Source organism: Asanoa ishikariensis (genome assembly GCF_900107455.1).
GTDB classification, from domain to species: domain Bacteria; phylum Actinomycetota; class Actinomycetes; order Mycobacteriales; family Micromonosporaceae; genus Asanoa; species Asanoa ishikariensis.
Genome location: NZ_FNQB01000003.1, coordinates 48,719 through 61,855, shown reverse-complemented (window position 1 = coordinate 61,855; position 13,137 = coordinate 48,719). Strand labels below are relative to the sequence as shown.

At 71.6% G+C, this 13,137-nt stretch carries 14 protein-coding genes; 5 read left to right on the top strand and 9 right to left on the bottom strand.

What is annotated here, in order from left to right; all coding sequences use genetic code 11:
- Position 1: 1 nt before the first annotated feature.
- From BLV39_RS24370 to BLV39_RS24350, 5 genes are all read right to left on the bottom strand, one after another.
- Positions 2-1,078, bottom strand: coding sequence for a lipocalin-like domain-containing protein (locus BLV39_RS24370; RefSeq protein ID WP_090797914.1), 1,077 nt, complete (start codon positions 1,076-1,078; stop codon positions 2-4).
- A gap of 12 nt (positions 1,079-1,090) precedes the next feature.
- Positions 1,091-1,906, bottom strand: a complete 816-nt coding sequence (locus BLV39_RS24365; protein ID WP_090797912.1) for an NAD-dependent epimerase/dehydratase family protein — start codon at positions 1,904-1,906, stop codon at positions 1,091-1,093.
- A gap of 2 nt (positions 1,907-1,908) precedes the next feature.
- A complete protein-coding gene (locus BLV39_RS24360) occupies positions 1,909-2,301 on the bottom strand; it encodes a cupin domain-containing protein (RefSeq protein ID WP_204082653.1) in 393 nt (130 codons plus the stop codon).
- Between the two features lie 2 nt (positions 2,302-2,303).
- Complete coding sequence (locus BLV39_RS24355) at positions 2,304-3,203, bottom strand: RNA polymerase sigma-70 factor (RefSeq protein ID WP_373315228.1); 900 nt, start codon at positions 3,201-3,203, stop codon at positions 2,304-2,306.
- Positions 3,204-3,321: 118 nt separating this feature from the next.
- The gene (locus tag BLV39_RS24350; protein ID WP_176985062.1) at positions 3,322-3,912 is read right to left on the bottom strand and encodes a TetR/AcrR family transcriptional regulator; all 591 of its coding nucleotides are present in this window, start codon (positions 3,910-3,912) and stop codon (positions 3,322-3,324) included.
- A gap of 108 nt (positions 3,913-4,020) precedes the next feature.
- Between BLV39_RS24350 and BLV39_RS24345 the strand changes: the two genes are divergently transcribed.
- Positions 4,021-5,301, top strand: coding sequence for a glycosyltransferase (locus tag BLV39_RS24345; protein WP_090797902.1), 1,281 nt, complete (start codon positions 4,021-4,023; stop codon positions 5,299-5,301).
- Here BLV39_RS24345 and BLV39_RS24340 read toward each other — a convergent pair.
- Both BLV39_RS24340 and BLV39_RS24335 read right to left on the bottom strand, forming a co-directional pair.
- Positions 5,282-7,225 (bottom strand): GDSL-type esterase/lipase family protein, encoded by a 1,944-nt coding sequence (locus BLV39_RS24340; RefSeq protein WP_090797899.1) that lies wholly within the window; start codon positions 7,223-7,225, stop codon positions 5,282-5,284. The two genes, BLV39_RS24345 and BLV39_RS24340, sit on opposite strands and share 20 nt — an antisense overlap.
- A gap of 93 nt (positions 7,226-7,318) precedes the next feature.
- Complete coding sequence (locus BLV39_RS24335; protein WP_204082654.1) at positions 7,319-7,858, bottom strand: hypothetical protein; 540 nt, start codon at positions 7,856-7,858, stop codon at positions 7,319-7,321.
- Positions 7,859-8,088: 230 nt separating this feature from the next.
- On the opposite strand from BLV39_RS24335, the gene BLV39_RS24330 reads away from it, so the two are divergent.
- The 3 genes from BLV39_RS24330 to BLV39_RS24320 are packed head-to-tail and all read left to right on the top strand — an operon-like array spanning position 8,089 to position 9,826.
- A complete protein-coding gene (locus BLV39_RS24330; protein ID WP_090797895.1) occupies positions 8,089-8,736 on the top strand; it encodes a hypothetical protein in 648 nt (215 codons plus the stop codon).
- A gap of 10 nt (positions 8,737-8,746) precedes the next feature.
- Positions 8,747-9,355: a helix-turn-helix transcriptional regulator gene (locus tag BLV39_RS24325; protein WP_090797892.1), complete on the top strand. Its 609-nt coding sequence runs from the start codon at positions 8,747-8,749 to the stop codon at positions 9,353-9,355.
- Between the two features lie 21 nt (positions 9,356-9,376).
- Positions 9,377-9,826 carry a DUF3291 domain-containing protein gene (locus tag BLV39_RS24320; protein ID WP_090797890.1) on the top strand — a complete coding sequence of 150 codons (450 nt, stop codon included), beginning with the start codon at positions 9,377-9,379 and terminating at the stop codon, positions 9,824-9,826.
- Here BLV39_RS24320 and BLV39_RS24315 read toward each other — a convergent pair.
- Both BLV39_RS24315 and BLV39_RS24310 read right to left on the bottom strand, forming a co-directional pair.
- Positions 9,821-10,498 carry a response regulator transcription factor gene (locus tag BLV39_RS24315; RefSeq protein ID WP_425304722.1) on the bottom strand — a complete coding sequence of 226 codons (678 nt, stop codon included), beginning with the start codon at positions 10,496-10,498 and terminating at the stop codon, positions 9,821-9,823. The two genes, BLV39_RS24320 and BLV39_RS24315, sit on opposite strands and share 6 nt — an antisense overlap.
- Positions 10,489-11,631 carry a sensor histidine kinase gene (locus tag BLV39_RS24310; protein ID WP_239083498.1) on the bottom strand — a complete coding sequence of 381 codons (1,143 nt, stop codon included), beginning with the start codon at positions 11,629-11,631 and terminating at the stop codon, positions 10,489-10,491. Before BLV39_RS24310 ends, BLV39_RS24315 begins: the two co-directional genes overlap by 10 nt.
- Before the next feature lie 111 nt (positions 11,632-11,742).
- Between BLV39_RS24310 and BLV39_RS24305 the strand changes: the two genes are divergently transcribed.
- On the top strand, positions 11,743-13,137 hold the full coding sequence (locus BLV39_RS24305) for an alpha/beta fold hydrolase (protein ID WP_239083499.1): 1,395 nt from the start codon (positions 11,743-11,745) through the stop codon (positions 13,135-13,137).

Sequence of the window (13,137 nt, the reverse complement as noted above, 5' to 3'; positions counted from 1 at the left end):
TCTAGGCGGGGCGGGCGTGCCCGAAGTACATGAGCTCCCAGATCGCTTCCTCCGTGAACTGATCGACCGTCTCTTCGCGGCAACGGTGCTCGATCGTGAGTTCACCAGCGAAGCGCAGGTAGGCGCCGTCGAACCGGACCAGCCGGGCCGCGGCCCGCTTGAGCCAGGGCAGGTCCTTGGTCAGCGGGTTACGGACCAGGTCCCGTCCGCGGTCGAAGGTCACCACGTAGGTGTCGTCACCATCCACATAGGTGTATCGAACCACTCCGGCGACGGGCTTGCCGGTCTTCGGGTCGGTGTAGACGCCCTGCCGCTCGAACGACATCTTCGCCGGGTCGTCGCCGATGATGCGTCCGTCGCGGGCCAGCATGAAGATGGGGATCTCGGCGAAGTCGTACTTCTCGACGCTGGTGATGAAGGACGCGATCACCGTGTACGGCCCGGCCTGCCCGCGCCCCCAGTACCAGTCGTGGATGATCTTCTGGAGGCCGATCGTGCCCCAGTTGTGGTCGTGGTAGCCGACACCGGTGGTCTCGTGCCGCGCCCCACCGACCGTGTACGAGCCGCGCACGGCTCCCTGCGGCACGGCGGGCAACCAGTTGAACTGGAGGTCGTCCGGGCCGAAGAGCATGTGCCCGGTGGCCGGACGCCACGGTGGCACCTGCGAGGTCAGCGTGAGGTCGACGCGGACGTCGCCCACGGTCGCCTCTATGCGGTACTCGCGCAGGTTGTCGCCCGCGAACCGGTTGCCCGGCCCCATCCGCACGTCCGTGCGCCCGCTCGCGGCCGACCACTGCCCCGCCGGGATGGCGACCGCGTGGTCGTACGCCGTGCCATCGGGCAGTTCCAGGTTGAGCCGCAGTTGCGGTGACAGCGGGGCGGTGGCCGCGCCGAGGTCCTTGTTCATGAAGACAACGACGACCTTGGCACCGTCGTCGAGGTGGGCGTCGAAGTACCACCACTCGTACGACCCGGCGCTGCCGTCGGTGCGAGCGCCGTCCTCCCACTCCTCCACCACCTCGGGCGAGATCCCGAAGCGGCCGTAGTCGTCGCTCATCGCGGCCAGTCGGTCTGCCATGACTCCTCCTCGCTACAGGGTGGCGAAGCCCGCTCGCCAGGACGGATAGGCCGGGAACCAGCCGAGGTCTTCGCGGGCGTAGCGGTTGCTCGCCCCGCGGGCCCAGCAGTTGCGCTCGCCGGCGCCGACCGGGGGCGGCGGCGCACCCACCGCCGCGCAGAACTCGGGGACCCACTGCGCGGCCGGGGCGGGTTCGTCGTCGCAGACGTTGACCACGCCGGTAGGCCACCGCAGCGCGGCGGCCGCCGCGACGACGGCGTCGTCGACGTGCAGCAGGCTGCTCACGTTGGCGTCGGCGGGGATCGCGCCCGCGGCGGCAAGCTCGGCCATCCGGCCGCCGCGGGCGTACCAGGTCTGCGGCCCGTAGAGCGTGCCGTAGCGCAGCACGACCCACTCGGGCAGCTCCGCGACGGCCGACTCGAGCGCGGTGACGCCGCCAACACTGGTATGCCGCGGGTCGGGGGCGTCGACGTCGAGCGGGGTCTCTTCGGTCGCGGGCTCGTCGCCGGCGGCGTAGCCCCACGCGATGCTCTGCGCCACGATGCGGCGTACGTCGGCGGCGAGCGCGGCGTCGACCAGGTTGCGGGTCCCGATCCGGCGCAGCCGGGCGTTGGCCGCGAGATCGCCCGTGCTCAGTGTGGTGAGCTGGTGCATCACCACGTCGGGTCGGGCGGCGCGGACAGCGGAGATCACGGCGTCGCGGTCGAGCACGTCGACGGGGACCGGGCCGTTGCGGGCCAGTCCGATGACCTCGTGCCCACGCGCGGTCAGCAACGCCGCGAGCCGGCGGCCGATGACGCCGGTGGAACCGGCGAGCAGAATTCGCATGATCAGGCTCCCGGTCGCGGGGCTCGGCGGTCCTTGCGCGCGTCGAGCTCTTCTGGGCTGACCAGCACCAGCATCTGCTGGTCGGGCGCGCACACCATGACGACGACGAACTTGCTCGGCCGGTCGGCCAGGTTGTTGGCGGCCTGGTAGTGGATGACGTCCCCGCCCGGCTCCCAGAACGCCTCTCCGGCCTTGATCACGCGTTCGGGCTCACCCTCCAGCTCGAAGATCATCTCGCCTTCGAGCATGTAGCCGAACACCGGACCCGAATGGCGGTGCGGCGGCGAACCGGGGTCGCCCGGCGGCAGTGCGATCGTCGCGGTCATCACGTGCGAGCCGGCCGGCAGCGCGGGCGGCGACGCGGTGTCCAGGACCTCGATCTCGTTGTTGCCCATTTTCATGTTTGATCTGACTTTCCATGAACGGTCGGCTTGAACTGGCCGAGCTTGGTGGGATTGAGGACTATCTGGATCTGCTCGATCCCGGCGGCCGAGGCGTCGAGCGTGAACAGCGCGACCGCCGCGCCGTCGCGGGAGGCGAGAACCGCGGGTCCGCCGTTGGCCTCGACGATCTCGAGTTCGAGGTCACGTCCGAACTTGGCCATCAGCCCCACGATGTACCGCGCGACGTTCTCGCGTCCGACGATCGGCATGGGAGCCGCCCGGACGGTGCCGCCACCGTCGGCATAGGACACCGCAGAGTCGGCCAGCAGGTCCTCGAGCTGATGGAGGTCGCCGGCCCGCGCGGCGGCGAGGAACGACCGCAGGAGGCGCACGTGGTCCGCGCGCGGCACGGGATCGTGTCGCTCCTGGTCCAAATGTGTGCGGGCGCGCCGGGCGAGCTGCCTCGCGTTGGCCTCGCTGGTGTCGAGCACCTCGCCGATGCGCCGGAAGGGATAGTCGAACGCCTCGCGCAGCACGTACACCGCCCGCTCGGCCGGGCTGAGGCGTTCCAGCAGGAGCAGCACCGCGAGCTCGACCGACTCGTCGCGCTCGGCCCGGGCGACCGGGTCGGTGGAGGTGTCGACGGGCTCGGGCAGCCACGGCCCGGAGTAGACCTCCCGCCGGGCGCGGGCCGAGGTCGCCGCGTTGACCGCCAGTCGGGCCGTGGTGGTGATCAGGAACCCTTCCGGATCCCGTACCGCCGCCCGATCGGTCTGTTGCCACCGGAGCCAGGCGTCGTGGACGACGTCCTCCGCGTCCGCGACGCTACCCAGCATCCGGTAGGCGATACCGAACAGCCGTGGCCGGACCACGGCGAACGCCGCCAACGCGTCGCCAAGGGTCGCGTCCTGCACCAGCCCCATCATGATTCGCTCGCCTCCGTGGTCTGGATGACCAAGTCCTCTTCAAGAGGGACCGGATGGCGAGCCGATTCGTGACAGCCGCGCGGGAGGAGTTTTGTCCGGTTTAGGGTCAGCGCAGCGCGGCGACCGCTTCGTCGAGCCAGGCCGCGTACGCCTCGCGCGACCAGCCGGCACGCAGCACCAGTTGCTCGTAGCCCTCCGGCGACAGGAGGAAGGAGAGCGCGTCGGCCGCGCGGGCGGGGTCGGCGATCGGTGCGCCCCGTGCGACCAGGCCGGCAACGGCGGCGGCGAGGTCGGTCCGGCGTCGGGCGTACATGTCGTCGAGGGTGGCCATCACCTCGGGGTCGCTGTCCGCGGCCGACGCGTACGCGCGCCAGAGCGCCGCCGTCCGCTCGTTGGCCGCGGCCACGAACCCGATGATGCCGGCGCGCATCGTGGCCAGATCCGGTGCGGCGAGGATCTGCTGGCCGACCTCGCGCTCGGCGATCTGGTGTGCGCCCTCGTCACCGGTGAACGCCCGCTCGAACGACGCCACGAGCAGCGCCCGCTTGGGTCCGTTGGCCTGGACGGTCTCCACGGAAACACCGGCCTGCTCGGCGATCGCGGCCAGCGTCGTGCGTCCGTAGCCGTCGGCGGCGAAGCGGGCGGCCGCCGCGTCCAGGATCCGGTCGCGGGTCTCGGCGGCCTGCCGGCTGCGCAACGGTGAGCGGTAGGTGCGCGGCTGTCGGGTTTCGGATTTCAATTGAATCCAGTCGGGCCGTAGTGAATCCTTCGTGACAACACCGAATGTTACCTGAGGAGAACGTCGATGTCGTCGGTCCTGCTCTGCAGCGCCCCCGTGCACGGACATGTGTCCCCGCTACTCAGCGTGGCGAGCCACCTGGTCGCGACCGGCCACCGGGTGCGTTTCCTGACCGGCGCCCGCTACCGCGCCGCCGTCGAAGGCACCGGCGCCGAGTTCCTGCCGCTGCCGGCGGGCGCCGACTTCGACGACACCGCGCTGGACCGGGAGTTCCCGGACCGCACGAACCACCAGGGCCTCGACCGGCTGCGGTACGACCTGCGCGAGGTGTTCCTGCGCCCGATGCCCGACCAGATCGCCGCCGTCGACGCGGCGCTCGCGGCCGAGCCCACCGACGCGGTGCTGGCCGAGATGCTGTTCATCGGCGCCGCGGCCCTGGCCCGACGCCCCCGGGCCAGCCGGCCGACGCTGGTCTGCCTCGGGATCGTCCCGCTGAGCCTGAAGAGCCGGCACGCCGCGCCGTTCGGGCTCGGTCTGCATCCCATGCCCGGCCCGATCGGTCGGCTGCGCAACGGGATGCTCAACGTCGCGGTGGAGAAGGTCGTCTTCGGGAGCGTCCAGCGCTACGCACAGCGGGTGCACCAGTCCGCGACGGGCCATCGCCTGCCGGGCTTCGTGCTGGACTGGCCATCATGGACGGACGCGGTGGTCCAGTTCACGGTGCCGGGCTTCGAGTATCCGCGCCCGGACCGCGACGGCCTCGTGCACTTCGTCGGCCCGGTCAGCCGCGGTGGCGCCGGCGACCAGCCCCTGCCGCCGTGGTGGGGCGAGCTGTCCTCCGGTCGCCCGGTCGTACACGTCACCCAGGGCACCATCGCCAACCAGGACCACACGGCGCTGATCCGTCCGACGATCGACGCGCTGGCCGGTGACGACGTGCTCGTGGTCGTCAGCACGGGCGGCCGGCCCGCGGAGACGCTCGAGGGACCGCTGCCGGACAACGTGCGGGTCGCCTCCTACCTGCCGTACGACCTCCTGCTCCCGCTGACCGACGTGATGGTGACCAACGGCGGCTACGGCGGGGTGCACTTCGCCCTCCGGCACGGCGTCCCGCTGGTCGTGGCCGGCACCACGGAGGACAAGATCGAGGTCACCGCCCGCGTGGCCTGGTCGGGCGTCGGCATCAACCTCAAGACCGACACCCCGACGTCGGAGGCGGTCGGCACCGCCGTCCGGACGGTCCTGGCCCAACCGGACTACCGCAAGGCGGCCGAGCGCATCGGCGGCGAGATCCTCGCGGCCCCGGGGCTGGCGGGCCTTGCGACCCTCATCGCCCGGATTGCGTGACGAGCCTCCGGCGCTGCCAGGCGAAGAACGCGACCGCGGCCGCCCAGGTCCCGGCGAGCGGGAACAGGCTCAGCCACCCGTACGTCCACAGTGTCTCGCGCACCTGACCCTTCGCCCACCGCATGCCCTGCGTGCGGCAACCCGCCGTCGTGGTGTCGAGCAGGTCACACTGCGGTGCCCCCTGCACGGCGGCGGGCGCGGCGCGCCTGCTGTCGTACCGGCCCACCGACGTGGTGCGGATCGGCATGGTGTCCAGGTCGGGCAGCCAGGTCTGGAAGGTGCGCAGCATCGCGGCGTGGCCCCGCTCGTTCGGGTGCAGGCTGCTGTGCGACCAGTTCTTCGGGTTGAAGCGCTGCTCGGCGACGCCGGCGACGGACCGCACGCCGATGAAGTGCAGGCCGGGCCGCCCGCCGTTGAGCTCGTCGCACAGTTGCAGGTGAGCGGTCTCCAGGGCTGATTCCATGTCCGCGAGGTAGTAGAAGCCGAACTCGGCCGCCGTCTCCGCCAGGACCCGGTTGAGCCCGCCGGTCACGTACTCGTGCAGGAAGCGGCGCTCGCCGATGCTCAGCGCGACGTCGTCGCACGTGCCGGTGAGGTGGATCGGGTCCGGGTACGGGACGACCACGACCGGCGTACGCGGGAACACGTCGCTGAGGTGCTGGTACGTGTCCCGCAGCGCGAGCTTGACCTGCGGCAGCGAGTCGGTCCACAGGTGGGCCTGGTCGCCGCAGTTCCCGGGCGCAAGGCACATCAGGCCGATCGTCGAGAAGCCGGCGTCGTTGCCGCCGACGCTGACGACCACCATTGCCGGCGCGGACGCGGCGTCGGCGTAGTCCCGCGTGTGGAGGTCGAGTTGGGTCGCCGCTTCACCGGTGGCCGCGGCGGGCAAGGGAGCCTCGGGTCGCACCGGTCGGGTGGCGGACTGGACGTTCCACGTCCGTGCCCCGGAGCACGCGAGGAACTCCAGCCTCCCGAACGGTGGTTGCTGGCCCGCCATCGCCGCCCAGGCGGACGGCGAACGCCGGCACTGGTTGTCGCCGCCGACATCGGTGCCCTCGTAGTACCTCGACGCGCCCTCCCCCGACATGTACGAGTCACCGATGGCCACCAGCAGCGACGAGGCCGTGCGGTCAGGTTCGAGTGCGGTCGGCAGGTCTTCGGGCGTCGGGGTCACACCGAGCAGCGCGATGACGCCCAGGACGAACGCGACGTCGGCCTGGGTGGTCGACACGAGCGCGACCATCAACAGCGCGGCGACGACGATCACGCCGAGCAACCAGGGCGATCGGGTGTACGCGAACAGCAGGCCGGCCGAGACCAGCAGGAGCGCGCCTCCGCCGAGGCCCGTCCATAGCCGCAGCCGGTGTCCCGACGCGCACAGCCGACGGATGACCACCTCGGACAGCAGGGCTACACCCACGGGAAGCAGCGCGAAGAAGGCCAGGCCGAGGAAGGCTAGCTCCGCGTACACCGCCACCTGACCGGTGGACCGGCCGAGCAGGGACAGCCCGGCGATCGCCAGCACGGCGCCCGCGCCCGTGAACGACAGGCCCAGGATCAGGCGCCTGCTGTCGGACCTCATGCCCTGGCGCAGCCAGGTGATCCCGGATCCGGCCACGAAGTAGACGACGATGGCGCCGGCCAGCGCCACGCCGCGCATCGGCCAGAACACGTAGGAGAGGATCATCGCGGCGCCGACCAGCGCCAGCGCGAGCCCGATCTTCCAGGTGACCAGCCACTGCCTGTCGTCGAGGCTGTCGAGGTACTGACCCCGCACCCAGATCGTCGCGGCGATGACAAAGATCGTGAACAGCACCTGGATGGTCAGCGACGACGACCCCGAGCCCGCCAAGGCGAGCAACGCCGCCAGGGCTGCGGCGAAGACCAGCAGACGCCGCAGGGCGGCGCCGTCGACAGCGCTCATCTCTCTCGCTCCTTTGTCGCTCACAAAGCAGGAGACGAGAGCGGGGCCGCCTGATACCGCGTCGCGGTGCCAAGTCCGCTGTTCGGGTGACGCTTAGACGTGTTCGGGCACCCGCAGGTGCGCGAGCGCGAGCTCGAACTCGGCCACCTCGATGATCTGAGCGTCCATCGTGTTCGCGGCCTTGGTGCGCAGCTGGGTGGATCGCTCACCGGCCGAGGCCAGCGCCTCGGCACTATCGAAGATCACGTTCGAGACGATCCGGCCGGAGTCGCGATTCAGCAACAGGCTCGCGCTGCAGAATCCGGAGAACCCCTCGAAGATCGGCAGGTTGGACGTGAAGATCTGAGTCGGCTGGTCGGAACGCGGCGCACCCCGCAGATGGCTGATGCGCGCGAAGGCGCCGACGGGAGCACGGTGGAGGCGATGCATGACCGCGACCTCCCACTCGTCGTTCGTCAGGTCCGTCGCGCCGAAGGCGTCCGCCATGCGCTTCCGCAGTGCCGGCACCTTCCCTTCGCTGGCCCGCATGGCCTTCTGGGTCTCCCATGAGGAGGTGGCCACGCAGCGACCGGTGTCCCGGTCGACCAGAAGAGACAGCCCGACACAGCCGTCGATGTCGAGAAGGTCGGTCATCAACTCACCGTCGAGAAACGCGACGCCACGGTCGATCGACGACGTCCGGGCAATGAAAGTGGAAGAACGCGCGTACATGGCTTCCCCCTTGTGTGGTCGAGGCCAATTTCCAGCTTCCTCCCGTGGTCGACCGAATGGGCCGGAAACGGCTCGACCACAACCGGCTCACTACCTGACACACACCTCAGTTGGCGTTCCCTGGATCACTCAAAGTGGCTAAGGTTTGCGCCGTGACCAGACCCCTGTGGCCGCACACCGGTGAGGGACGGACGGTGGCGCGGCTGGTGCGGCTCGGCTGCTGCCTGGTCGCGGTCGGTGCCACCGCGGCCGTCGCGGCCGGGATCGCGTCGTCCGGCGACCCCGGCCGGAAACTGCGCGAAGGCGGCTGGATCCTCGCGTTGCTGCTCGCGTCCTACCTGTTCGGGTTCGTCGCCGTGACGTCCCCCCGCTGCGCGGCCGGCGGGCGGGTGCTGCTCACCGCCGCTGCCGCCGGGCTGGCCACGATCGCCGTCGCGGCGCTGCTGGTGGTCGTCGCGCCGCCGGTGCCTGCCGGCGTCGGGCCCGCGGTGCTGGTGGTCGCGCTCGGCTCAGTCGGTGCCGCCGCACTCGTCCAGCACCGTCACGGCGACCGCGCCGCGGTGCTCGCCGGGCTGTTGACCGCGACCGTTTCGTCGCTCGGCATCGTCATGCTGGTCGACGTCGTCGCGACCGTCGGCGCGCCCGAGCTCATCCCCGCGCTCGTCCCGCTTTCGCTGCCGCCCGCGACCCAGCTCGCCGAGAGCCGCATCGAGCTCGTCGACCCGTACCTCGGCCTGCTCCTGCTCGGTGCGGTGGCCGCGGCGACGCTCGGCGTCCGGGCGATCAGGGCCGCACGTTAGCGTCGACGGCATGTCGCTGGAGGCCATCGGAGCGCTGCGGGAGCCCGTGCGCCGCGCGGTCTACGAGTTCGTCGTCTCGCGGGCCGCGGCGGTGAGCCGCAACGAGGTGGCCGAGGCCGTCGGGATCGGCCGTACTCTCGCGGCGTTCCATCTCGACAAGCTCGCCGAGGCCGGGCTGCTGGACACCGCCAACGCCGCGCGCAGCGGCGGTCCCGGGGCGGGACGGCCGGCCAAGCTCTACCGCCGGTCGGCCGCCGAGCACGCGGTGACGTTGCCGCCGCGCGACTATCGGCTGCTGGCCGACGTGCTGGCCAGTGCGGTCGATCGGGCCGGCATCGAGCCGGCGGCCTACGCGGCGGCCCGCGAGCAGGGTGCGAAGCTCGCCGGCGGCGAGGTCATCCCGAGTCTGGAGGCGCTGGGCTACGAGCCGTTCGAAGACGCCGATCGCACGATCCGGCTGCGCAACTGCCCGTTCCACGCCATCGCCGAGACGCACCCCGGTCTGGTCTGTGGGATGAACCTGGCGCTGCTCGACGGGCTGGTCGGCGGGCACGTGCGGCTCGATCCGGGTCCGACCGGGTGCTGCGTCGTGATCGATTCTAAAAACAACGAGCGTTGACATAGACGGTACGCTCGCCGCATGGCCGTTCATCACCTCGCGGAACTGAACATCGCCCGGCTGCGCTCCCCAATCGACAGTCCCGCGCTCGCCGATTTCGTCGCCCTGCTGCCCGAGGTCAACGGCCTCGCCGAGCGCACACCCGGCTACGTCTGGCGCCTGCGGGACGACTCCGGCGACGCGACCGCGCTGCGGCCCTTCGCCGCCGACGTCATCGTGAACCTGACCGTGTGGGAGTCGGTCGAGTCGCTGCGCGCCTTCCTCTACCGGAGCGCGCACCTGGAGCCGATGCGCCGGCGGCGCGACTGGTTCGTCCCGCTAGGCGACCATCACCTGGTGCTGTGGTGGATCCCCGCCGACACCCTGCCGACCATCGACGAGGCCGGCAAACGGCTGGATCTGCTGCGCCGCAACGGCCCGTCGCCCGAGGCGTTCACGCTCCGCGACCTGCACCCCGCCCCGGAGCTATAGAAGCTCGGCGTCGTGCACCAGCAACGCCACCTGGACCCGGTTGTTCAGGTCGAGCTTGGCGAGCAGCCGGGAGACGTGTCCCTTCACCGTGGGTACGCTCATCGACAGCTCCGTGCCGATCTCGGCGTTCGACCAGCCCCGGCTCAGCCCCACCGCCACCTCGCGTTCGCGATCGGTGAGCGTGGCCAGCCGGGCCCTGGCGGCGTCGCGGCGTGGGCCGGCGATCGGGTCGGCGACGTGGTCGATGAGCTGGCGGATCACTGCCGGCGACAGTGTTGCCGAGCCGGCGGCGACCGTGCGGACCGCGGCGATGATCTCCAGGGGTGGCGTGTCCTTGAGCAGGAAGCCGCTCGCGCCGGCCCGCAGCGCGTCCAGCACGTGCTCGTCGGCGTTGAACGTGGTCAGGACGATCACCTGTGGGGGCGACGGCCGCGACCGCAGCCGTTGCGTGGCGACGAGTCCGTCTACTTTGGGCATTCGGATGTCCATCAGCACGACGTCGGGCCAGTGCGCGTCGACCATGGCGTCGACCTCCGTGCCGTCCTTGGCCTCCGCCACCAGCGCGATGTCCGGTGACCCGCCCATCAGGATCCGCAGACCGGTCCGCACGAGCGGGTCGTCGTCGACGATCGCGAGCCGGATCGGACCCGGACGCCTGCGGCTCACGTCCACGGCAGCCACGCCTCGAGGCGGAAGCCGCCAGCGGACGGGCCGTGCTCGACCCGGCCGCCGACCAACGCGACCCGCTCGCCGACCCCGATCAGGCCCATCCCCGCACCGCCCGGCGGCGAAACTGGACCGGCGGGGTTCGTGATCCGCACCCGCAGTTCCGCATCGGCGGCACAGTCGAGCAGCACCTCCACCGGCTCGCCGGGCGCATGCTTGCGGGCGTTCGTCAGGCCCTCCTGGACGACCCGGTAGACCGTGCGGCCAAGGACCACCGACGGCCCGCGCTCCGGCACGCGGCAGGTGTAGCCGACCGTCATCCCGGTCGCCCGCGCGCCGTCGACCAGCTCGGGCAGGTCGGCGAAGCCCGGTTGCGGCGGCTCGGGCCGGCCCGCCGCGCCCTCACGCAGGACCCCGATGACCGTACGCAGCTCCTGGAGGGCGTCGTGGACACTGCCGCGGATCGCGCCGGCCGCCAGGGCGATCTCCTCCGGGCGGGCGTCGGTGCGCACCTCCAGCGCACCGGCGTGCAGGCTGACCAGCGACAACCGATGCGCGAGCACGTCGTGCATCTCCCGCGCGATGCGGGCGCGTTCGGTCAGCCGGGCCTGCTCGACCCGTAGCCGCTGGTCGGCCTCGACGCGCGCCGCCCGCTCCCGCAGCGACCCGACGAACAGACCCCATCCGATGGCCGCCGAGGCCGGTCCGGCGCGGGCGACCAGGTCCACCCAGAGCGGGAAGCTCGGCCGGTCGTGCAGCACGAAGTACACGGCCACGACGGCGACGTACGCCGCGCCGAGCAGGAACGCGATCCTGGCCCGGCGGTGCACGGCGACCGTGAACAGCGCGACGACGGCCGCGCCGGTGGCCAGCACCGACACCGCCGTCAACGGGATGACCGCGGCGGCGACAGCGACCGGCCGACGTCGCCGGGCCAGCAGGCCGAAGGCGGCGACGACACCGATCGCGACGTCGACCGGCAACGGCACGGGGGCACCCGGCCGGGTGGCGTCGCCGATCGAGACCATCAGGCCTCCGTACGCCAGCGCGCAGCCGATCGCGATCCCGTCGGCGAGCCGGTCCCGGCTCGCGGATCCGGGGCTGCCCGGCACGAGCAACTCGAAGAGCAGACCGGACATGCGCCGAGCGTACGGGTCAGGGATCGACGCCGTCCCCCTACCAAAGTCGTGGGTCCGACCAGATCCTCTGTCCGATGTGCCCGCGCCGGCGCCCACCCATGCTCGGAACCCATGAGACGCATGAACCCCTGGATCGTCCTCGCGGCGCCCATCGGCTGGGGTGTCGGTGCCGCCTTGTGGACGCCGCGCGGGCCGCTGACGCCGGCGCAGGCGCTGTGGTCGATCGCGCTGAGCGCGGCCGTCGGCGTGGTCGTGGGGAGGGCGACCCGCTCACGCTGGGCGATGCTGGTCGCGCCGGTCGCCTTCATGGCCGCCGTGGAACTGACCCGCCTGCCCGTCAGCGGGCCGTCGGTCGACGCTCCCCACCTCAGCGCGTTCGGCCTGGTCGCGCTGGTCGCCGGCCGGGGCGTGCACGGCCTGCTGACGGTGCTGCCGATGATCGTCGGAGCCGCGTACGGTGCGGGACTCACCGGGCGGCTGCGGCACACCGCCGTCGCGCTCCTGGCTGCCGTCGTCGCACTGGTCGCGGTGGCGGTCGCGATTCCCGCCCGCACCGCGCCGATCGTGGGCGAGGACGGCAGTCGCCTGCCCGGCAGCGTCGCGGAGCTCGCCACCGTCGACGCCGGCGCGTACCACCTGAGCGTGCTGATCCGCGGACACGACGTGACCGCGCCGGTGCTGCTCTTCGTGCCGGGGTCGCCGGGCGCCATGGAGATGGGTTCCATGCGGCGGCGCCTGGGCGGGCTCGAACGGCAGTTCGTGGTCGCCACCCTCGACCGGCGCGGCGGCGGCGGATCCTACGGTGCACTCGACGGGAGCCCGCCGGTGAGCACGGAGACCGGCGTGGCCGACACGCTCGCGGTCACCAACTACCTGCGTACCCGGTTCCACCAGGACCGGATCTTCCTGCTGGCGCACTCGGGCGGCTCACTGCTCGGCGCCCTCGCCGCGGCCCGGCACCCGGAGCTGTACCGGGCGTACATCGGCACGGGTCAGGCCGTCGACCTGCCGGAGAGCGACCGCATCTGCTACGACGACATCCTGGCCTGGGCGCGCAGCACGCGGAACGAGGGGTTGGAGCAGAAGCTGGTCGACCGAGGCCCGCCGCCGTACCAGGACTTCTACTCCTACGAACCGATCGTGGCCAACACCGGCGCGGTGTACGAGGGCTCGGGCGGCTCGATCGACGACGTCAACGCCGCCGAGTACTCGTTGCTGGCCCGCGTCCACACACTCAACTCCATGATGGACACCTGGCATACGCAGTACCCGTCCATGCAGAGCGTCGATCTGCGCGAGGACGTCCCGCGGCTGGCGGTGCCCGCGTACTTCGTCCAGGGCGCCCACGAGATGCGCGGCCTGGCCGAGCCGTTCGCGCAGTGGTACGCACTGCTCGACGCACCACGCAAACGGCTGTTCGTCTTCGACACTTCAGGCCACCGGCCCATGTTCGAGCAGCCGGACCGGTTCGTCGACACGATGTCCCAGATCCTCGCCGAAGGGTGA